Annotated in this window: 19 protein-coding genes; 8 read left to right on the top strand and 11 right to left on the bottom strand. The window is 66.8% G+C overall.

Going from position 1 to position 19,663, the window contains the following annotated elements:
- Positions 1–122 precede the first annotated feature (122 nt).
- Entirely contained in the window at positions 123–1,202 is a 1,080-nt protein-coding gene (locus tag F816_RS0109750; RefSeq protein ID WP_019594578.1) for a diguanylate cyclase, read from the top strand.
- A 50-nt stretch (positions 1,203–1,252) separates the two neighbouring features.
- Here the strand turns inward: F816_RS0109750 and F816_RS0109745 are convergent, their stop codons facing one another.
- A complete protein-coding gene (locus F816_RS0109745) occupies positions 1,253–3,766 on the bottom strand; it encodes an EAL domain-containing protein (RefSeq protein ID WP_019594577.1) in 2,514 nt (837 codons plus the stop codon).
- Positions 3,767–4,043: 277 nt separating this feature from the next.
- Between F816_RS0109745 and F816_RS0109740 the strand changes: the two genes are divergently transcribed.
- Positions 4,044–5,663: a methyl-accepting chemotaxis protein gene (locus tag F816_RS0109740; RefSeq protein WP_019594576.1), complete on the top strand. Its 1,620-nt coding sequence runs from the start codon at positions 4,044–4,046 to the stop codon at positions 5,661–5,663.
- 70 nt (positions 5,664–5,733) lie between these two features.
- Here the strand turns inward: F816_RS0109740 and hypE are convergent, their stop codons facing one another.
- From hypE to F816_RS0109705, 7 genes are all read right to left on the bottom strand, one after another.
- On the bottom strand, positions 5,734–6,738 hold the full coding sequence (gene hypE, locus F816_RS0109735) for a hydrogenase expression/formation protein HypE (protein ID WP_019594575.1): 1,005 nt from the start codon (positions 6,736–6,738) through the stop codon (positions 5,734–5,736).
- Complete coding sequence (gene hypD, locus F816_RS0109730; protein ID WP_019594574.1) at positions 6,735–7,823, bottom strand: hydrogenase formation protein HypD; 1,089 nt, start codon at positions 7,821–7,823, stop codon at positions 6,735–6,737. The genes hypE and hypD overlap by 4 nt, the downstream gene beginning before the upstream one ends.
- Positions 7,820–8,074 (bottom strand): HypC/HybG/HupF family hydrogenase formation chaperone, encoded by a 255-nt coding sequence (locus tag F816_RS0109725; protein WP_019594573.1) that lies wholly within the window; start codon positions 8,072–8,074, stop codon positions 7,820–7,822. Before F816_RS0109725 ends, hypD begins: the two co-directional genes overlap by 4 nt.
- 4 nt (positions 8,075–8,078) lie before the next feature.
- Entirely contained in the window at positions 8,079–10,388 is a 2,310-nt protein-coding gene (gene hypF / locus F816_RS0109720) for a carbamoyltransferase HypF (protein WP_019594572.1), read from the bottom strand.
- Positions 10,385–10,645: a hydrogenase maturation nickel metallochaperone HypA gene (locus F816_RS0109715; protein WP_019594571.1), complete on the bottom strand. Its 261-nt coding sequence runs from the start codon at positions 10,643–10,645 to the stop codon at positions 10,385–10,387. Before F816_RS0109715 ends, hypF begins: the two co-directional genes overlap by 4 nt.
- Before the next feature lie 60 nt (positions 10,646–10,705).
- The gene (locus F816_RS0109710) at positions 10,706–10,999 is read right to left on the bottom strand and encodes a DUF3024 domain-containing protein (RefSeq protein ID WP_019594570.1); all 294 of its coding nucleotides are present in this window, start codon (positions 10,997–10,999) and stop codon (positions 10,706–10,708) included.
- Between the two features lie 146 nt (positions 11,000–11,145).
- Positions 11,146–12,078, bottom strand: a complete 933-nt coding sequence (locus F816_RS0109705; protein WP_026289117.1) for a sigma-54-dependent Fis family transcriptional regulator — start codon at positions 12,076–12,078, stop codon at positions 11,146–11,148.
- Between the two features lie 333 nt (positions 12,079–12,411).
- On the opposite strand from F816_RS0109705, the gene F816_RS0109700 reads away from it, so the two are divergent.
- From F816_RS0109700 to F816_RS0109690, 3 genes are all read left to right on the top strand, one after another.
- Entirely contained in the window at positions 12,412–14,394 is a 1,983-nt protein-coding gene (locus F816_RS0109700; RefSeq protein WP_018948260.1) for a TonB-dependent copper receptor, read from the top strand.
- 53 nt (positions 14,395–14,447) lie between these two features.
- The gene (locus F816_RS0109695) at positions 14,448–14,969 is read left to right on the top strand and encodes a copper chaperone PCu(A)C (RefSeq protein WP_018948259.1); all 522 of its coding nucleotides are present in this window, start codon (positions 14,448–14,450) and stop codon (positions 14,967–14,969) included.
- A 100-nt stretch (positions 14,970–15,069) separates the two neighbouring features.
- Positions 15,070–15,387, top strand: coding sequence for a response regulator transcription factor (locus F816_RS0109690; RefSeq protein ID WP_018948258.1), 318 nt, complete (start codon positions 15,070–15,072; stop codon positions 15,385–15,387).
- Positions 15,388–15,420: 33 nt separating this feature from the next.
- Here F816_RS0109690 and F816_RS0109685 read toward each other — a convergent pair whose 3' ends face one another.
- On the bottom strand, positions 15,421–16,554 hold the full coding sequence (locus tag F816_RS0109685) for an acyl-CoA desaturase (RefSeq protein ID WP_038085739.1): 1,134 nt from the start codon (positions 16,552–16,554) through the stop codon (positions 15,421–15,423).
- A gap of 270 nt (positions 16,555–16,824) precedes the next feature.
- Here F816_RS0109685 and gdhA point away from each other — a divergent pair, with 270 nt between their 5' ends.
- Positions 16,825–18,174: an NADP-specific glutamate dehydrogenase gene (gene gdhA, locus F816_RS0109680; RefSeq protein WP_019594567.1), complete on the top strand. Its 1,350-nt coding sequence runs from the start codon at positions 16,825–16,827 to the stop codon at positions 18,172–18,174.
- Positions 18,175–18,201: 27 nt separating this feature from the next.
- On the opposite strand, the gene F816_RS14585 is transcribed toward gdhA, so the two are convergent.
- Together F816_RS14585 and F816_RS0109675 are read right to left on the bottom strand one after the other, a co-directional pair.
- On the bottom strand, positions 18,202–18,348 hold the full coding sequence (locus F816_RS14585; protein WP_255349502.1) for a chemotaxis protein CheB: 147 nt from the start codon (positions 18,346–18,348) through the stop codon (positions 18,202–18,204).
- A 120-nt stretch (positions 18,349–18,468) separates the two neighbouring features.
- Positions 18,469–18,945: a hydrogenase maturation protease gene (locus tag F816_RS0109675; protein WP_019594566.1), complete on the bottom strand. Its 477-nt coding sequence runs from the start codon at positions 18,943–18,945 to the stop codon at positions 18,469–18,471.
- Positions 18,946–19,097: 152 nt separating this feature from the next.
- Here F816_RS0109675 and F816_RS0109670 point away from each other — a divergent pair, with 152 nt between their 5' ends.
- On the top strand, positions 19,098–19,331 hold the full coding sequence (locus tag F816_RS0109670; RefSeq protein ID WP_019594565.1) for an addiction module protein: 234 nt from the start codon (positions 19,098–19,100) through the stop codon (positions 19,329–19,331).
- 6 nt (positions 19,332–19,337) lie between these two features.
- Positions 19,338–19,652, top strand: coding sequence for a hypothetical protein (locus F816_RS0109665; RefSeq protein WP_019594564.1), 315 nt, complete (start codon positions 19,338–19,340; stop codon positions 19,650–19,652).
- The last annotated feature ends 11 nt before the right edge of the window (positions 19,653–19,663 follow it).

Genomic DNA, 19,663 nt, shown 5'->3' with positions numbered 1-19,663 from the left:
TCCGTGAAGGGTTTGTGGGCGGCCCTCCTTTCTCGGGGCGTCCCGGATGCAGGAGGATTTGATGGAATGCGAGAAGACGGCTCTTTTGGTGGCGGTCCGATGCGGGTCGTCGGGGTCGCCTGATGTTCGATGAAGCGGCTCGGCTCGCGGCGCTCAAGGCCTACGACATCCTGGACACCCCGCCGGAGCCCCAGTTCGACGACTTCACGCGCCTGATCGCGTACATCTGTGATGCACCGATCGCGGCCATCAACCTGGTGGATCGCGACCGCCAGTGGTTCAAGTCCGAGATTGGTTTGGGCGTGCGCGAGACGCCGCTGGATATCTCGATCTGTCGGCACGCCATCCTGCAAAAGGGTGTGTTCGTGGTGCCGGACACCACACGGGATTCGCGTTTCATGAACAACCCGCTGGTCACGGGGGCTCCCCATTTGCGGTTCTATGCCGGTGCCCTGCTCGAAAGCGCCGACGGTCTGCCGTTGGGGACGTTATGCGTGTTGGACTACAAGCCACGAGAACTGACGGCCGAGCAGGAAGATGCGCTGCAAGTGCTGGCGCGCCAGGTGATGGCGAATCTCGAACTGCGCCGGCAAATGCGTGAGCTTCAGGAAGCGCTCGCAAGCAACGAGAAGCTTCGCGAGGGGCTGGAGGACAAGCAGGAAGAACTGCTCTCGCTCAACGAGGACCTGACCCAGCTGGCGACCACGGATTCCCTCACCGGCATTGGTAATCGTCGGGTCTTCGATGCTGTGCTAAAGAACGAGTTGCACCGTTTCCGGCGCAATACGGAGCTTTTCTCCCTCGTCCTGCTCGACCTCGATGATTTCAAGTTGATCAACGATCGCTTTGGGCACGACGTGGGAGACCTGGTTCTGCAACAAGTCGTCGAGCGGCTGGGACCGCTGGTGCGCAAGGTGGATCTGATCGCGCGGATTGGTGGCGAGGAGTTCGCCCTGATCCTGCCGGCGACGAACGCCGCCGCCGCCGGGGAAGTGGCGGAGCGCCTGCGGCTACGGATCGCGGACTGCGGGTTCGCGCGGGTCGAAGCTCGGCCTGTGACGCTCAGCGCGGGGGTGGCGACCGTGCGGCCCGATGACACGGAGGCGTCCCTGTACGGCCGCGCAGACAAGGCGTTGTACCGGGCCAAGGCCAACGGCCGCAATCAAGTGTGCAGCGACCAGCTCCAGGCGCCCAACGAGTAGCCAGGGCATTCCTGAAGGCGGGACGTGTGGCTCGCCGGCCGGAGGGTGGCTTAGCCCATGATGGCTGTCGCCGGTCCCGGGCGCCCGAAATAATAGCCTTGGAAGTAGTGGCACTCGAGCTCGGCGAGCAACTCGAATTGCTCGGCGGTTTCCACGCCTTCGGCCACGACCCGCATATCCAGGCTTTGGGCCAGGTTGATGATGGCCTCAATGATGACCCGGTCTCGTCCGTGACCGGACTGTCCGGCCGCTTGCACGAAGGCCTTGTCTATCTTGACCTCGTCGAACGGGAGACGGGACAGGTAGGCCATCGAGGAGTATCCAGTACCGAAGTCGTCCATGGAGAACCGGATACCCAGTGCCCGGATCTGCTCCATCTTGTACATGCTGTCCTCCAGATCGGCGAGTACCAGCGATTCGGTCAGTTCGAGCTTGAGCCGTTCAGGCGGGATCGGCCAGCCTTCCAGGAGACGTTCGATCTGAGAAACGAAGTCGTCTTGATGGAACTGCGCGGCGCTGACATTGACCGACAGGCTCAAATGCGCGGTAGCCGGGTCCTGTTGCCAGCGCTGGATCTGTCGGCAGCCTTCATTCAGGACCCAGTGCCCGAGTGGCCGGATCAGCCCGGTATCCTCCGCCAACGGCATAAAGTCCAGGGGGGCGACAAGCCCGCGTACCGGGTGATGCCAGCGTAGCAGCGCTTCGGCGGCCACGGTGCGGCCTTCGGGGTCGATCTGCCTCTGGAAGTGCAGAACGAAGTGATCGCTACCCATGGAGGCCCGAAGGTCCGCTTCCAGCCGGAAACGCTCCTCCATCTCTGCCTGGAGCGTCGGATTGAAGAAACGGATCGCGTTGGAGCCGGCCGCCTTTGCCTGGTACATCGCGGCGTCGGCGCGGCGCAAGAGCTCCTCGTGGGTATGCTCGTCGCCCAAGAACACGGTAAGGCCGATACTGACGGCACACTGATAGTCGTGACCCCGCAGTTGCACCGGTTCGGTCACGAGGGCCTGGACTTCCTCGGCTACATGAACGGCCTGCTGGGCGGCGAGTTCTTCCCGCTCGCCGAGTTCCTCGAGGACGATGACGAACTCGTCACCCCCAAGGCGTGCCACCGTGTCCGCACTGCGCACGCGATTCTCCAGCCTGCGCGCCAGTGTCTTCAGGAGTGCGTCCCCGACCGAGTGCCCCAGCGTATCGTTGAGGCGCTTGAAGTCGTCCAGGTCGAGGAATAGCACGGCCCCGTAATGCCGGTGACGTGCGGAAAGAGCCCGCGCATGTTCGAGGCGCTCCTCGAGCAGTCGCCGGTTTGCGAGTCCGGTCAGTTCATCATAGAAGGCCAGTTGGTGGATGCGTGCCGAAGTGCGCTTCTGGTCCGTGATATCGGTGATGAAGCCGTTCCAGAGTACGCCCCCGTCCGGTTCGCGATCCGGGGTCGCGTTGCCCTGGAGCCAGCGTTCGCCGTGTTCGGGGTGTCGCACGCGATGCTCGTGGCGCCATACCGACAGATCGTTGGCGGAGGCCTGGATGGAGGCCAGAACCCCGTCCAGATCCGCCGGGTGAATGACGTTGGTGAGCTCCGAGGCATCCTCCTGCACCTGTTCGGCGGTCACCCCGTAGATATCTTCGATCGCATGGCTGGCATAGGGGAAGGACAGGCTTCCATCGGGCCCCAGGCGGAACTGATACACCACGCCAGGCAGGCGGGAAGCGATCTTCTGGAAGCGGTCATCCAGCTGTCGGGCCCGTGCTGCCAGGATGTCTGCGTCCAGTTGCGCGCCCTCGATGCGCAGGCGCAGGGTCACCGTGATGGTCGAGGTGATCAGGATGAACAGGCTAGCACCCACGGCCAGGCCGGCGATCAGCCCCGGTTGTACAGTCAGGCCCGCGAGGCTGGAGTGCTGACCGTCGCCAGGGACAAAACGCGCGGCCGACATGGCCACATAGTGCAGGCTGGAAATGGCCAGCCCCATAAGGACTGCGCTGCCCAGTTTGAACAGGGTAGGTTGATACCGTTCTCCGTTTTCCAGGAAGCGATCCAGCAAGCGCGGAATGGCCAGGGCCATGCTGGCCATGATTATGGCCACGGCGATCGACAGGGCGAAAAGCGTGGGCTGGTGCAGCATGTCGGCATCCACGATCATGCCGCTCATGCCGATATAGTGCATGGCGCCGATGCCGACCCCCATCAGGCTCCCGCCCAGCGCAATTGCCTGTACCGAGACGCAGGGCGAGCGCAATACCTGCAGGGCGACGTAACCGGCCGCGATGGCCGGCAGCACGGAAGCCATGGTGATGCCCAGGTGGTATTCGATTTCCAGGGGCAGCTGGAACGCCACCATACCGATGAAGTGCATGGTCCAGACGCCCACCCCCATGGCGATGGCGCCGTTGATCTGCCAGCCGATGCGCGCGGCCCGCGCGGTGGTGTTCCGGATCAGGTCAACGTGGCTGATGCTCGCGTAAGCCGCCAGGATCGCGATAGCCAGCGATACCACCACCAGGGGCGCCGAGTGACTGCCACGATAGGCTAGCTCTCCAAGCGCGTCTGTGGTGGCGAAATTCATCGCGGCATTCTGCGGACGTCCCGGGTCAAACGCCAGCCAGGGCGCAACGGGTAATGGCTCAGTCGCCTTTCCCTAAGCATTGGCTGGAGGCCCGCACGAGCCGCCTGGCTACGGGCGCTCGGCGGGAAGTGTCACGATCGGGCATGGCAAGATCGCGCGCCCTGAGGCGTGAGCCCGGAGCGGGGCGGTTGATCTTCAGTATTCGTTCCGACGGCCGATAAGGTAGAAGGCGGTTTTATCGCCACGTTTATTCGCACAGCCAAGGAATGCCAACACCATGATCTCTCTGCAGACGATTCGCGGTCGCATGATCGCGACGGTCTTGATTACCACGGCCCTGATTGCCATTGCGGTCGGTGTGACGCTGCGAGGCGTGCAGAACGTCGAGGCTGAATTCACGACGTACCTGGACGAGAACGAGGCGCGGATGTCCGCCCTGAACACCATGTTCGGGGATGGCCTGCTGGGGGGTATTGCCACGCGGAACCAGATCTTCAATCCGGACCTGGAATTACCGCCGCAGGTGGTGGCGGGCACGGCCGAACGTTTTGAAGGGGCGCTTTCGTTCCTGCGGGATGTCGCGGTCCGGCAGGACGTCATTGCCAGTCTGGACACGATCGAGGCGAACTGGGCTCAGGTGCAACGGGCTCGTCTGAATGTGCTCGATCTGGCGCGTGCCGGTGAGGTGGACGAGGCCTCGCGATTGCTCGCCGAAATCGAGAACCCGGCATGGCGGCCGATCCGTCAGGAAATCCAGGCGCTGACCGAGACCGAGGAGGCCGCCACCGAGGCCGCCCGGGAGCGTGTGCAATCCCAGGTGGAGGCGGCATTTATCAGCGGTCTTGGGGCCGGTGTGGCGGCGGTCGTTGTGTCGGCGGGTATCAGCCTGTGGATGGCGATGATGCTGGCGCGGCGTATGCGCAAGGTGCAGGGCATGGCGGACGACCTGGCGGCGGGAGACGGCGACCTGACCAAACGCATCGAGGTGGAAGGCCGGGACGAGCTGGCGGAGCTTTCTCGCAGTTTCAATGCGTTCGTCGACAAGGTGCACCAGCTGGTGCGTCAGGTGTCGGGTTCGACTTCTCAGGTGGCCGCAGCCGCCGAGGAACTGGCCACAGTCACCCGGGAGTCGGATGCGGCCGTGCAGCGCCAGGGTTCGGAAACCGACCAGGTGGCCACTGCGATGAACGAGATGACCTCCACGGTTCAGGAGGTCGCCCGGAACGCGATGGGGGCTTCGGAGTCCGCCAACTCGGCGGACGACGAGACGCGCTCCGGATCGGCCGTGGTTAGTGAAACCCGCAGTGCGATCGAGAAACTTGCCGGTGAGGTGGAAACAGCTGGGGCGGCGATCGAGGAAGTAGGCCGGGATTCCGAGTCCATCAGCAAGGTCCTCGAGGTCATCAAGGAAGTGGCGGAGCAGACCAATCTTCTGGCATTGAACGCGGCGATCGAGGCGGCCCGCGCCGGTGATCAGGGCCGTGGATTCGCGGTGGTGGCCGACGAGGTGCGCTCGCTCGCCAGCCGCACGGAACAATCGACTCAGGAGATTCAGGGCATGATCGAGCGCCTGCAGTCGGGTACGCGTCATGCGGTCGGTGTGATGGAAAAGAGCCGGACCCAGGCGGGGCAGTCCGTCGACAAGGCCGGGGAGGCTCAGGCTGCACTGTCTCGCATCCAGGAGGCCGTGGGCCAGATCCGCGACATGAATACCCAGATCGCCAGTGCCGCGGAGGAGCAATCCGCCGTGGCCGAAGAGATCAACCGCAACGTTACCAATATCAACGACATCGCCACCGAGGTTTCGACGGGATCGCGCCAGACGCAGTCTGCCGGCGACGAGCTGGCCCGCCTAGCCGCCGAGTTGCAGCGCCTGGTGGGGCAGTTCCGCGTTTAGGGCAGGCGGCCTTGGCACCGCTGGGGCTCGCGCCTGAGATCCCTGTCATTGCGAGTCGCGTACGACGACTTCAGCAGATCCGGGGCAGCTGTTCGCCGGCCGGCAGGATGACGCGGCGTTCCACCCCCGTCGCCAGGCGCCGGATCACCGCCGGTTCGCCCGCCTCGGCACGGCCGATGGCGACGGCGCCGGCCGTGTCCGGACGCGCCTGAAGGATCGCCAGCGCCCGGGTTGCCGCGGGTTCCGGAACGGCGGCCAGGAAGCGCCCTTCGCAAGCCGAATGCAGGGGATCCAGCCCGAGGATCTCGCAGGCCCCGCGTACATCGTCGCGCACCGGTATCGCGGTATCGTCCAGCACCAGGCGGCAGGCGGAGGCATCGGCCAGCTCCTGCAGGGCGGCGATCGCACCGCCGCGGGTCGGGTCGCGCAGCGCGCGGACTGGCACGCCGGCGGCCAGTAGTGCGGCCACGGCCCCGGCGACCGATGCGCTGTCACTGGGGATCGGCGGGTCCAGGCCCAGGTTTTCGCGGGCGGCGAGGATTGCGACACCATGGCGGCCAAGATCGCCACTGGCGAGCAGTACATCACCGGGCCGGATCGCGCCCGGCGTGATCTGCACGCCTTCGGGCACGACGCCCACCCCGCTGGTGCTGATGTAGACCCCGTCGCCGCGCCCGGCCTCCACCACCTTGGTGTCGCCGGCGACCACCCGCACGCCGCATTCCTCTGCGGCCGCCTGCACCGAGGCGAGGACGCGCCGCAGGTCGTCCAGTGGCAGCCCCTCCTCCAGGATCAGCCCCAGGGTCAGCCACAGCGGGCGCGCCCCGGCCATCGCCAGGTCGTTGACCGTACCGTGCACCGCGAGCCGGCCGATGTCGCCACCCGGGAAGAACAGCGGCTGCACCACGAAGCTGTCCGTCGTCATTGCCAGGCGCCCGCCCGGGGCGTCGAGCACGGCGGCATCGGGGGCGGCGAGGGCCGGGATGCCCAGCGCTGGCAGGATTACCTCGTCCAGCAGCTTCGCCTGCATCCGCCCCCCGCCGCCATGCGCGAGGCGTACGACGTCGGTGGTCATGCCTCGCCCCGATAGTGCAGGTAGGCCGCGCAGGCCCCCTCGGAGGAGACCATGGGCGCGCCCAGCGGGGTATCCGGCGTGCAATCGCGGCCGAAGGCGGGGCAGTCGGTGGGGCGGCGCAGCCCGCGCAGCACCTCGCCGGCGATGCAGGGGCTATCCCCGATCGCCTCGGGTGTGACGAGCCCGAAACGGCCCACGGCGTCGAACCGGGCGTATTCCGGGCGCAGCCCGAGGCCGCTGGCGGGCAGGCGTCCCAGGCCCCGCCATTCGCGCTCGACCGGCTCGAAGACGCGAGAGACCGCAGCGCGCGCGGCTGCGTTGCCGTCGTCCGGCGCGGCCCGGTCGTAGCGGTTCTCCACCCGGGCCGCGCCGCGTTCCAGTTGTTCCACGCAGGCGTGGATCCCGGCCAGCAGGTCCACTGGCTCGAAGCCGGTCACCACGATCGGGACCCGGAAGCGTTCGGCGATCGCGTGATAGGCGGCCGCTCCCTCCACCGTGCAGACATGCCCGGCGGCCAGGAAGCCCTGGATGCGGTTGTCCGGGTCGGCCAGCAGGGCCTCCATCGCCGGCGGTACCAGCGAGTGCGAGACCAGCAGCGACAGGTTGGCCAGGCCCAGGGCCTCGGCCTGCAGCACGGCGATCGCGGCGGCCGGGGCGGTGGTCTCGAAGCCCACCGCCAGCAGCACCACCTCGCGCTCCGGGTGTTCGCGTGCCAGTGCTACCGCATCCAGCGGCGAGTAGATCACGCGCACCTCGCCCCCGGCTGCGCGCGCCGCGTTCAGGTCGCCCAGCGCCCCGGGCACGCGCAGCATGTCGCCGAAGGTGGAAAGCATCACCTCTGGGCGTCGGGTCAGCAGTACCGCCTGGTCCAGGGTCTCGGCCGGGGTCACGCAGACCGGGCAGCCGGGCCCGTGGATCAGCTCGACGGCGTCCGCCAGCAGTTCATCCAGGCCATGGCGCAGGATTGCGTGGGTCTGGCCGCCGCAGACCTCCATCAGTGTCCAGCGCCGGGTGCAGGTGGCGCGGATCGCTTCCACCTGGCGCAGGATCAGGGCCGGGTCGCGGTATTCGTCCAGGTGCTTCACGGGCCCTCCGGGGCGGGCGGGTCGTGTGCGGGGATTTCGCGCAGGGCCGCCAGGGTGCGTTCGGCAGCGGCCTCGTCGAGGGTGGCGATCGCGATGCCGGCGTGGACCAGCACGTAGTCGCCGGGCCCGGCCTCGGGGGTGCAGGCCAGCGAGATCACGCGCGTGACGCCACCGAAGGCTACGCGCGCCTGGCGGAACAGCGGGTCGACACCGTCCACGCTGTCGATACGACCGGGGATGGCAAGACACATGGGTTCAGTCTCCGTTCGGGGGCACCGCGGCCCGGCGCCCGATCACCGCCTGGCCCAGCGCCAGCCCGCCGTCATTGGGCGGGATAAGTTGCGGCCACAGCGGACGGAAGCCGGCGGCCTGCAGTGCATCCACGCATTGTTGCAGCAACCACCGATTCTGGAAGCATCCGCCGGTCAGCGCCACGGTTTCATGCCCCCCGGCCCGGGCAGCGTCGACCGCGAATCCGGCCAGCGCCCCGTGCAGGCGGGCCGCCATGCGTCCGGGTGTCGCCACGCCGGCATGATCGGCCAGCAGCGCGGCGACCAGCGGGCCCCAATCGGCCCGCCACGGTATGGTGGCCGTACTCAGCGAAATGCCGGAGGCGTCGACCCCGCCCCCTGCAGCCTCCGCCGCCTGCTGCACGAGCATGGCCGCCTGCCCCTCGAAGCCGGCACCGGTGCGCAGCCCGCCCAGCGCCGCGACCGCGTCGAACAGCCGCCCGACGCTGGACGTCCAGGGGGCGTTGATCCCTCGCTCCAGTGCCGCGAGCAGCGGGTGCCATTCCGCAGCGGTAAACAAGGCCCGCGCGGGGCTCGCCTCCAGCGCGGCCGGATCGCCGTCGAAGTGGGCATGCAGCAGGCCCAGCAGGGCGCGCCGGGGTTCGCGGATCGCGGCCTCGGCCCCGGGCAGGCGGAAGGGCCGCAGATGACCGCGCCGTTGAAAGCCCCCGTCGGCGTCCATTGCCAGGCATTCGCCGCCCCACAGTATGTCGTCCTCGCCGAGGCCGATGCCGTCCCAGACCAGCGCCATGGCCGGTCCGAGCACCCCGTGCTCCGCCAGGCAGGCCGCCGCGTGGGCATGATGGTGTTGTACGGCGACGACCGGAGGCCCCCAGCCCCCGGCCAGCGGCGTGGAGGCGTAGTCGGGATGCCGGTCGCAGGCGACGCGCGCGATGTCCACGCCACAGAGTTCGCCCAGTGCGCGGGCCTCGCCAGCCAGCCGGTACAGGGCCGCGTCGCTGTCCAGGTCGCCGACGTGGGCGCCGACGACGATCTCGGTCTCCAGGGCCAGGGCCGGGGCGGCCTTCAGGTGGCCCCCCAGTGCAAGGGTGACGGGCCCGGCGTCTGGCAGGGGCACTCGCAGCGGCGCATACCCGCGGCCGAGTCGCAGGCATTGAGGCCGGCCCGCGGCGATCTGAAATACCGAATCGTCCAGTGCCCGCGCGATCGGCCGGTCGTGGTCCAGGATCCCGTCCGCGATCATGCCCAGTCGGGTCACCGCCTCCGCGGTGTCGATACAAAGGGGCTCGCCGCCGCGGTTGCCCGAGGTGCAGACCAGTGGGCCGGCGAAGGTCTCCAGCAGCAGGTGATGCAGTGGCGTCGCCGGCCGCATCAGTCCCAGACGGTTGAACCCCGGCGCCACGCCCTCTGCCAGCGGGGCGCCCGGCCGGCGGTCCACCAGCACGATCGGTGCCTCCGGCGCATCCAGCAGCGTACGTTCGGCGCTGGTGGCGCGCGCCACTTGGGCCAGCCAGTCGCCATCCGGCAGCATGACCGCCAGCGGCTTCTCCGGGCGCTGCTTGCGCGCGCGCAGGCGGGTCACCGCATCCTGGCGGGTCGCGTCCACCAGGAGCTGGAACCCGCCCAGACCCTTCAGCGCCAGGATCTGCCCCTCGCGCAGCACGTTGACCGCCGCGTGCAGGGCCGCATCGCCGGTGGCGTGTTCGCCTCCGTCCGGGCCGCGCAGCGTTACCTGCGGCCCGCAGTCCGGGCAGGCCATGGCCTCCGCGTGAAAGCGCCGGTCCCCCGGGGCCTCGAACTCCGCCCGGCAGGCCGCGCACAGCGGGAACTCGTCCAGGGTGGTCTGCGAGCGGTCCCAGGGCAGGGCCGTCGCGATACTCCAGCGTGGTCCGCAGGCCGTGCAGGCGGTAAACGGGTAGCGGTGGCGTCTTGCCGCGGGGTCACGGATCTCGGCGAGGCAGTCGGGGCAGGCTGCACGGTCCGGCGCCAGGGCCGGCGCGCCGCCCTGCCCGGGGCCCTGAACCACGCGGAAGGTGGCAGCGCCGACGGGGCGAGATGCCGTCACGGTGATCGCATCGACCCGCGCGGCCGGCGGGGCCTCCTGCTCCAGGGCAGCGCGCAGCGCGACGAGCGCGGCCTCTAGTCCTTCGGCCTCGATCACCACGCCGGACGGCGTGTTGCCCACCGAGCCGGTGATGCCGAGCCGCCGGGCCCGCTCCGCGACAAACGGCCGGAAGCCAACGCCCTGAACCCGGCCGGTGACCACCAGGTGCCAGCGCGCAGGCGACGGGGCGCGTGTCGCGGCGGCGCTCACGCCACGTCCAGGCTCCGCAGCAGGATCTGCTGGGCCTCGGGGTGGGCCTCGTCGTCCGAGGTCTCCACCTCCAGCTCGGCCCCCTCGGCGACGGTGCCGCGGATGCCGTCCTCGAAGTGCTCGCGGAAATGCTCGGGCGTGATATGCGACAACGCGCCCAGCCATACCCGTACGCGGGTCACGCGCCGGGCGTTGTTGTCGGCCGCCACCTGCTCGATCTTGCGCATCAGATCGGCCATCAGCGAAAACTCGTGCATGCATCCTCCTCCGGGGACTCGTCGTGGTCCCGGTTGCCGGTCTCACCGGCGTCCGTGGTGCTACCCGAAGAAGCAGGCGTGGTCGTCCGCGCCGATGATCTTCAGGGCCTCATCCAGCGACGAGGCTTCCGGTTTCGGATCATGGCGGTGCCAGGCGAGATCCGATCGCAGCCAGAAGATCTTCCAGGCGCCCGATTTTTTGACCAGTGTGGTCTTGGCAATAGGTATCTCCAGCGTATGCCCCGAGTCGTCCCAGGCAGGCCACCGCTCGAACAGCAGCACGCTCTGACCCTCGATGCGATAGGCAAGATCGACCTGATCCCGGAGATGCGCGGGAGGCCTGCGGCGTTCCACGACGGCGTCGACGGCTTTTCTATCCGCTTTCGTTCGAACTCACTTAATGGCATCCATGACTCCCGAACATCAAGTCACCCAGGGAAACACATTGTCTCGGAACAAACGGGGCACCAGCGTGGGCGTGGACACCGGTCCATGTCTCCCTAGCTGATGGCGTGTTTCTTCATACGGTACAGCAGGGTGTCGCGGGTCAGGCCCAGCAGGCGCGCGGCGCGCGAGCGATTGCCGCGAGTCTGTTCCAGTGCCTGGCGGATCAGTTCCATCTCCACCCGTTCCAGACTCAGGCCGTCCGGAGGGATAATCCACGGCCCGCCCGCCTGACCCGGGGGTAGCTGCATCCAGTGGTCCGGGATGTCGCCCGGCGCCACCTGCTGGCCCGGCATGAAGATCACGCAGCGCTCCACTAGGTTCTTCAGCTCGCGGACATTGCCCGGCCATGGCCACTGGGCCAGCCACCTGCGCAGCGCTGGGGCAAAGGTCGGCGGCGTCAGTCCATGGTGGGCGGCCAGCGTGTTGCGAAAGTGCTCGGTGAGCAGCGGGATATCGCCCTGGCGCAGGCGCAGCGGCGGCATCTCCAGTGGCACCACCTGCAGGCGGTAATAGAGATCAGCGCGAAACTGTCCGGCACCGACCCACGCATGCAGGTCCTGATGGGTGGCGGCGATCACGCGCACGTCCACGTGTTCGGTCGTCCCCGCGCCCAGGGGTTGGCATTCCCCGGCCTCTAGGAACCGCAGCAGCTTGGCCTGCGCCCCAGCCGGCAGCTCGGCGATCTCGTCGAGGAATAACGTGCCCCCAGCCGCTTGCTGTACCAGCCCGGTCTGGTGGGAGTTGGCACCGGTAAAGGCCCCGCGCCGGTGGCCGAACAGCTCCGATTCGACCAGTTCTGCGGGCAGGGCCGCACAGTTCAACGTTACCAGCGGCCCGTCCGGCCGTCGGCTCTGTGCATGAATGCGCCGCGCCAGTCGCTCCTTGCCGGTACCACTTTCGCCGAGCACCAACACGGTGGCATCGGTGGCCGCCACCATGCTGACCTGGCGCAGCACGGCCTGCAGTTCCGGGGAATTGCCGATGATTTCAGCGCCCGTCTGATCGGATCTGGTTTCTATCCCCACCGTCCGTACCTATTCAGCCAGCCGCCTTGGCCGGCAGTTCCTGTGGATTGCCTTCAATATAGCCTGCCTAACCCCGCGAGTACTGACAAACCAGATCGCTGGCACATGTGCGATATAACCCATGCCCTGTGGCAAATGCCACACGCGGGTGAACCCGGTTATAGCCCCTGCGGTTACCCGTTCGCCAAAAAATCATGCCAATTCATAGCGCTGCATTCGATGGCCCGCCGCTTGACCGGTTTGGCCTGGCCCTTGCTCTGATGCCTTCGATATCACGACAAGGGAGAGGTAGTAATGCTGAATGTAACGCTGCGTCGCGCACTGGCTATGGTACTTGGGGCCAGTGTACCCATGTGGCCCAGTGCGTCGTTGGCTGATGGGACGTCCGAACCAGCGGCCGTCCTTCTGCCGCCGGTGGTGATCACCGCACCGGCAATGGAAGGGCCCGGCGTGGTCACCACCGACCCACGCCAGCCACGCCTGCCGTTGCCGGCACACGATGGAGGTTCGTACCTAGCGTCCATCCCCGGCTTCGCGGTCAGCCGCAAGGGTGGCACCAGCGGCGATCCGGAGTTGCGCGGTCTGGGTGGCTCGCGGCTGGCCATCCTGCTGGACGATGACCTAATCCTTGGCGGCTGCGGCGGACGCATGGATCCGCCCACCGCCTACGCCTATCCGCAGGCCTTCGACCGCATTGAGGTGCGCAAGGGTCCCCAGACCGTGCGGTATGGCGCCAATCCCGCCGGCACGGTGCGTTTCGAGCGGGATGCCCCGGTGTTCGATGCCGACGGCGGTGTGACCGGTTTTGCCGGGATCACCGTCGGGCGCTTCGACCGTTTCGACCTGATCACCGATGTTGCCACTGGCAGCGAGCAGGGCTTCATCCGCGGCATCGGCACCCTGTCCGACCAGGCCGATTACAAGGACGGCGACGGCAACACGGTGCACTCGCAGTACTCGCGCTGGAGCGGCACCGGGATCCTCGGCTGGCGGCCGGATGCCGACACCCTGGTGGAACTCACCCTCGACCGCTCGGATGCTGAGGCGGCCTACGACGACCGCGGCATGGACGGCACGCAGTTCGAGCGAACCGGCTACAGCCTAGCGCTGACGCGCGAGCGCATCACGCCGTGGTTGGATCAGGTCGAGGCCCGGGTGTTCTACAACGAGATCGACCATGTGATGGACAACTATAGCTTGCGCGAGCCGCCGAACATGCCAATGGTCAGCTACCCCGATCGCGTGACTACCGGCGCGCGCATCGCCGCCGATTTCGCCCTGCCGGGAGATATGCTGCTACACGCCGGAATCGAGCACCAGCGCAACCGGCACCGGGGCAATCGCCTGATGGGAATGGACGCTTTCGTCTGGCGCGATGTCCCGCGCCAGGATACCGCCCGATTCCGCGATACCGGCGTGTTCGCGGAACTGGAGTACCCATTCTCGGACTCCCAGCGCCTGGTCACGGGGCTGCGTGTCGACCGGTCGCGGGCCGACGCACAGGACGCCGATGGCTTCGGCGGCGCCGGGCCCGGGGAACACGACCGTACACACCAGACCAGCGGGTTTCTGCGCTACGAGGAGGATCTCCACGCGGCCCCGATAAGCTGGCACATTGGTCTCGGGCGCGCCGAGCGTGCTGCCGATTTCTGGGAACGTCGCCGCGTGTTCGACCTCGACACCGAGAATCTGACCCAGCTGGATGCGGGTTTGCAGGTTCATCACGGAGATCTGACCGGCTCGGTTGCCGTGTTCTACGGCCAGTACGACGACTACATCCTGATCGCCAACGAGGCCCCGGCTGCGCGCAACGTGGACGCCACCACCTATGGCGCCGAGATGGATCTTGCCTGGGCCATGAACTCACGTTGGACGGCGCGCGCCAGTGCCGCCTGGGTTCGCTCCAGCAACGATACCGATGGTGTGCCCCTCGCGCAGACGCCGCCGGCTGAAATGACCCTGGCCCTGGAGTACCAGTCCGGCGGGCGCTTTGCCGGGGCCCAGGTACGAGGTGTCGCACGTCAGGACCGGATTCATCCCGGCCATGGAACCATCTACAGCCTCGACCAGGAAGAAACCCCCGGTTTTGCCACCGCCGCGATGTACGCTGGCATGGAGGTGTCCTCCGGATCGCGGGTGATGCTGGGTGTGGACAACCTGTTCGATCGCACTTACAGCGAACACATCCAGCGCGGTACGGCCGATCTCGGAGCCAGCACCCAGCCGATCAACGAGCCAGGCCGCACCCTCTGGGCGAAGTGGACCGTGGAATTTTGATCGATCGCCGGACGCGGCTCCGGCTGGTCCGGCCTTACCCAAGGAGAAAAACGATGATCCCTCTGTACCGAACGCTGAGCGGACTGGCGCTTGTGGGCCTGTTGTGCGCGGCAACCCCGGTGGCTTCCGAGCCGACCCATGACGCTGCAGAGCATGCTGCCTGCGACTGCCCGGACGGCATCAAACTCGAGGGCCAGCCGTGGGTGCGGCTGATGCCGCCGATGATGCCGAGTACTGCGGCCTATCTGACCCTGCGCAACACCACCGATCGCGACATCGAGATCGTTTCCGCTGAGTCGCCGGTGGCTGCGGTCACCGAGTTGCACGACCACGTCGAGGACGAGCACGGCGTCATGCGCATGCGCGAGGTTCCATCAATCACCATTCCCGCCAACGATCGTGTGGAGCTGCAGCCCGGCAGTTTGCATGTGATGCTGATCGATCTGTTGGAGCCGCTCGAACAAGGACAGCAGGTGCCGATCCGCCTGAAGCTGGAGGGCCTTCGCGACCTGCATCTTCAGGCCGTGGTGCGGCGGGCGGAGCGTCCCGCAGCAGGCGGGCATCATCAACACTGACATGGCGGGTGTGTTCTCGGCGCTCGAATGACTGACGCTGAGCCAGAGAGGGGCTAAAGTGTGTTCGTTCCACGCCTTCGCTTCGTGCCCGGGTCCGACTATGCATATCCACCTCGACACCCCCGACCTGATGACCCGCGTGCGGCTGGAGTCGCGCTGGCGTTCGGCCGGCGCATCGGTTTCTAGCAGTCAGGCGCCGGAGCAGTCCGACCTGGTGGTAGTCGACCTCGGCAGTCGTGGCGTGGAAGCGGTGTCGACCTGGCGCGAGCGCTACCCGGACGCAAAGATTCTCGCCTTTGGCCCGCACGTGGAAGGGGCGATGCTCAAGGCGTCGCGCCAGGCGGGCGCCGACGAGGTCGTGGTCCGTGGCAAGGTGGCCGACCGGGTCGCAGCCAAGCTGGGGGGTGATCGCGCCTGAAGGCGCTCCGGCCCCGCAATCCGGGGCCCGCGTTCACGCCGTGGTCGCGCGACGAGAGGCCGACAGGGCGCGCAGGCGGCGGCGCTGCATCTTGAGGCGATACTCCAGCTCCTTGAACTGGGTGCGCAGTTCCGTGCGCACCCAGCGATCGTTCATGGCCTCGCGCCCGGCCCGCATCTTGCGCGCCTGCACCTTCTGCCACTGGTTCACGGTATCGCGGAAACGCTGATACTCCCGCTCCACGGTTGCGCGCCAGGAGTCGTGCGCTGGCTCGGCCTGGTCGGCATTGAGCAGCCGGCGAAACTCGGTGTGCAGCCGTGCGCGCATGATCTTGAAGCGCGGTGTCCAGCGCCGGTCATACACCAGTCCCGTCCAGGCAAAAAGGTTGATCAGCCACTTCGAGGGGTCGTACTGCCACCAGCGCACCCCGTTGCGGTAGTCCGCCTGAAAGGCGTGGTGGAAGTTGTGGTACCCCTCGCCCCAGGTGAGCAGGGCGACTAGTCCGTTGTCCACGGCGGTGCTGTCGTCACTGTAGGGACGACGGCCCCACCAATGCGCCAGGGAGTTGATGAAGAACGTGAAGTGGTGGCTGAGCACCATGCGCAGAATGCCGGCCAGTAGCAGCATGCCGATCACATCCCCGAATGCCAGCCCCAGCAGCAGAGGCAGGCCCAGGTTCAGTCCCCATGCCAGGGTCCAGTAATGCCGGTGTTGCCACATCACCACCGGGTCCTTCGCCAGGTCCTTCACCCGCGAATAGTCGGGCTCGCTGGTGGGCCAGTTGCGCAGCATCCAGCCCATGTGGGCATGCCAGAAACCGCGCTTGATGGAATGCGGGTCGCGTTCCACATCATCCACGTAGCGATGATGCACGCGATGCCGCGCGCCCCAGTTGTAGATGCTGTTCTGCAGCGCCAGGGCACTGCTCAGCGCCAGCAGAACGCGCAATGGCCCCCGCGCCTTGAAGGTGCGGTGCGCCCAGAGCCGGTGATAACCCACCGTGATGCCCAGGCCGCTTAGCACCAGGAACAGGCCAAAAAACAGCCAGGCCGCGCCGCTGAAGCCCTGGGTGAGCCACCACCACGGCACCAGCGTGACCGCGGCCAGGTTGGTCAATGCAAAGAAAACGGCCGGCGTCCAGGCAATCGGGGGGGCACGTTCGGACATGGTGGAGACCTGCAGGCGACCGGGGCGAGCGAAGATGCTCACCTATTCATAGCAGATGAGACCGCGACCGGCGAGTAAAAGTGCCCTCGTTCCGGACGGTCGGCCCCAGAGCGTTGCCGGTCGATGGTTTCCATCGGAGGCGCTGCTCCCTGGCTCCCTTCCGGTGCTGCACGGTCGGTGACGGAATGCACCATCATGGGGCGATCGGGATTGTCTTCTCGGCACCCGCATGCCTAAATGCGTCCGAATCAGACCATCAGGATGCGATCCATGAACGGAAGCCTCGACGAGAAGCTCGAACCCATTTACCAGGAAGTGCTGCACCGCAACGCCGGGGAGACGGAATTCCATCAGTCCGTCCATGGCGTGCTGGACACGCTGGGGCCGGTACTGGTGAAGTACCCGGAGTTCGCCGAACTCAAGATCATCCAGCGCATCTGCGAGCCCGAGCGGCAGATCATCTTCCGCGTCCCCTGGCAGGACGACAAGGGCGAGCTGCACATCAACCGGGCCTTCCGCGTCCAGTTCAACAGCGCCCTGGGGCCGTACAAGGGGGGTATGCGTTTCCACCCCTCGGTGTACCTCGGCATCATCAAGTTCCTCGGCTTCTCGCAGGTGTTCAAGAACGCCCTGACCGGCCTGCCGATCGGCGGCGGCAAGGGCGGCAGCGACTTTGATCCGAAGGGGCGCTCCGATTCCGAGATCATGCGGTTCTGCCAGAGCATGATGACCGAGATGTACCGCCACCTCGGCGAGTACACCGATGTGCCCGCGGGCGACATCGGCGTTGGCCAGCGCGAGGTCGGCTACCTGTTCGGCCAGTACAAGCGCATCACCAACCGCTTCGAGTCCGGCGTGTTCACCGGCAAGGGGCTGGACTGGGGCGGCAGCCGCGCCCGTACCGAGGCCACTGGCTACGGAGCGGTCTTTTTTACCCAGGAGATGCTCAAGGCCCGCAACGACTCGCTGGAGGGTAAACGCGTGATCATCTCCGGCGCCGGCAACGTGGCGATTCATGCCACCGAGAAGGCCCAGCAGCTGGGCGCCCGGGTGATCGCCTGTTCCGACTCCCGCGGGGTTATCCTCGACGAGGACGGGCTCGACCTGGACCTGGTGCGCCAGATCAAGGAACGCGAGCGCGGCCCGATCAGTGCCTACGCGGAACGCAAGAAGGGCGCAAAGTACAGCGAGAATGGCAGTATCTGGGAGATCCCCTGCGATGTGGCCCTGCCGTGTGCCACTCAGAACGAACTGACCGGAAAGGACGCCAAGGCCCTGGTCGAAAACGGCTGCATCGCGGTCGCCGAGGGCGCCAACATGCCGGTTACCCCGGAGGGTATCCAGACCTTCCGCGAGGCCGGGATCGCCTTTGGCCCCGGGAAGGCCGCGAATGCCGGCGGCGTGGCAACCAGTGCGCTGGAGATGCAGCAGAACGCGAGCCGGGACTCCTGGACCTTCGAATACACCGAGGCGCGCCTGCAGGAGATCATGGCCAACATCCACCGCACCTGCCACGAAACCGCCGAGGAATATGGCTCTCCTGGCAACTACACCGTCGGCGCCAACATCGCCGGCTTCGTGAAGGTCGCACGCGCCATGGAGGCCTTGGGCCACATTTGAGCCTACCGACGCCGGATTCGCCTGGAGCTACACGTCGACCAGAGCTTCTCCGGAGTTGTCCGCGCTCATGTGATTGACTATGAAAATGGGTGCCCCAAAACCCTTCGGAAGTTGCGCGACCAGAGTCTTTAATGCAGCCATCCCCCCAGCGGATGCCCCAAAGACGATGACCATCTGCAATCGCAAAAAGGGGCACGCGAAGCGCGAACGGGGTCAGTTTTTACCTTCTCCGTCTCGCCTCGCTGAATGGGAAAGGCGAGCTACGACCCCGAATCTGCAAATGTGTGGAAGCCGTTACCGGGCACAGCGGTCCGGGGGCATCGCTAGTGTGAGGTCGTCGAGGATTCGGCGGGCGGATTTTGGGATGGCGTCGATGGCTTGCGGCGAGAGTCCGGTACCGTCTTCCAGGTGTGCGGGCTCGATTCCGTGGACGATAAGGGTGGGCGGAAAGGCGTCGAGCGCGCGGGCGAGTTCGACGGCCTCGGCGAGGCCGATGCCGTGCGAGGAGTAGCGGGCGCCGCGCGGCAGTGGGTCGCGGGCGTCCAGGCGGTGGAGGGTGCCGGGGGCGGCGCCGGTGACGATGGCGTCGACCAGGATGACGGGGTCGTGGCCCTGCCACAGCTCCATGAGCTCGGCGGGTTCGCCGCTGCAGGCGGCGGTTGTGAGGCCTGGCGTGCCGGCGAGTGCGGCGACGACGGCGTGGCCGACGCCGTCGTCGCCGCGCCAGGGGTTCCCGATGCCGATGACGAGAGGGCCCTTGGTGGCAGTCACTGGGGATGCTTCCGTGGGATCGTCCACTGGCGTGAATCGTCGATGACCGTGGCGATTCTCATCGGCCACCTACCCGGGCATGGGGCTGGCTGGAACAGCAACAGGTACAGGCGTAATCTGAAGGGCACCCTGCCAAGTGGTTGGTGATGGATATGGCGGCCGTCGACTTTGAAAAAATACTGGACCAGGCTCGTGCGCTCCCGGAATCGGAGCGTGCACGGCTGGTGCATGACCTGGTGGAAACCCTGGATGGTTCACCGGACAAGGAGGCCGCCTCGGCATGGGTGCAGGAGATTTCCCGCCGCCTTGCAGAGGTCGAGAGCGGGGATGAGAGGACCCTCTCGCGTGAGGAATTGAATCGGCGTTTGCGGGACCGCACTGGATGAGCATGGATGCCCACACTGGAGATCGTCTCCGCCGCGGCAGATGAAGCGGAAGCGGCGACCGACTGGTACGAACATGAACTGCCCGGGCTCGGGTGGCCGTTTCGCGAGGCGCTGAACGCGGGCCTGGAGCTGCTGGAAGAAGGTTGGGTCTCCGGCAGTCCCATGCCTGGCCGCCTGGGCCGGAAAGGCGTGCGCCGGCTGGGGTTGCGCCGCTTTCCGTTCGACATCGTCTTCCTTCGCACTTCCCGTCGCATCATCGTTCTGGCATTTGCACATCATGCGTGCCGCCCCGGCTACTGGCGCGCTCGACTGCAACGATAGCCATCGTGCTG

The organism is Thioalkalivibrio sp. ALM2T (assembly GCF_000381505.1).
GTDB classification, from domain to species: domain Bacteria; phylum Pseudomonadota; class Gammaproteobacteria; order Ectothiorhodospirales; family Ectothiorhodospiraceae; genus Thioalkalivibrio; species Thioalkalivibrio versutus.
This window is presented reverse-complemented; position numbering and strand designations above follow the sequence as displayed.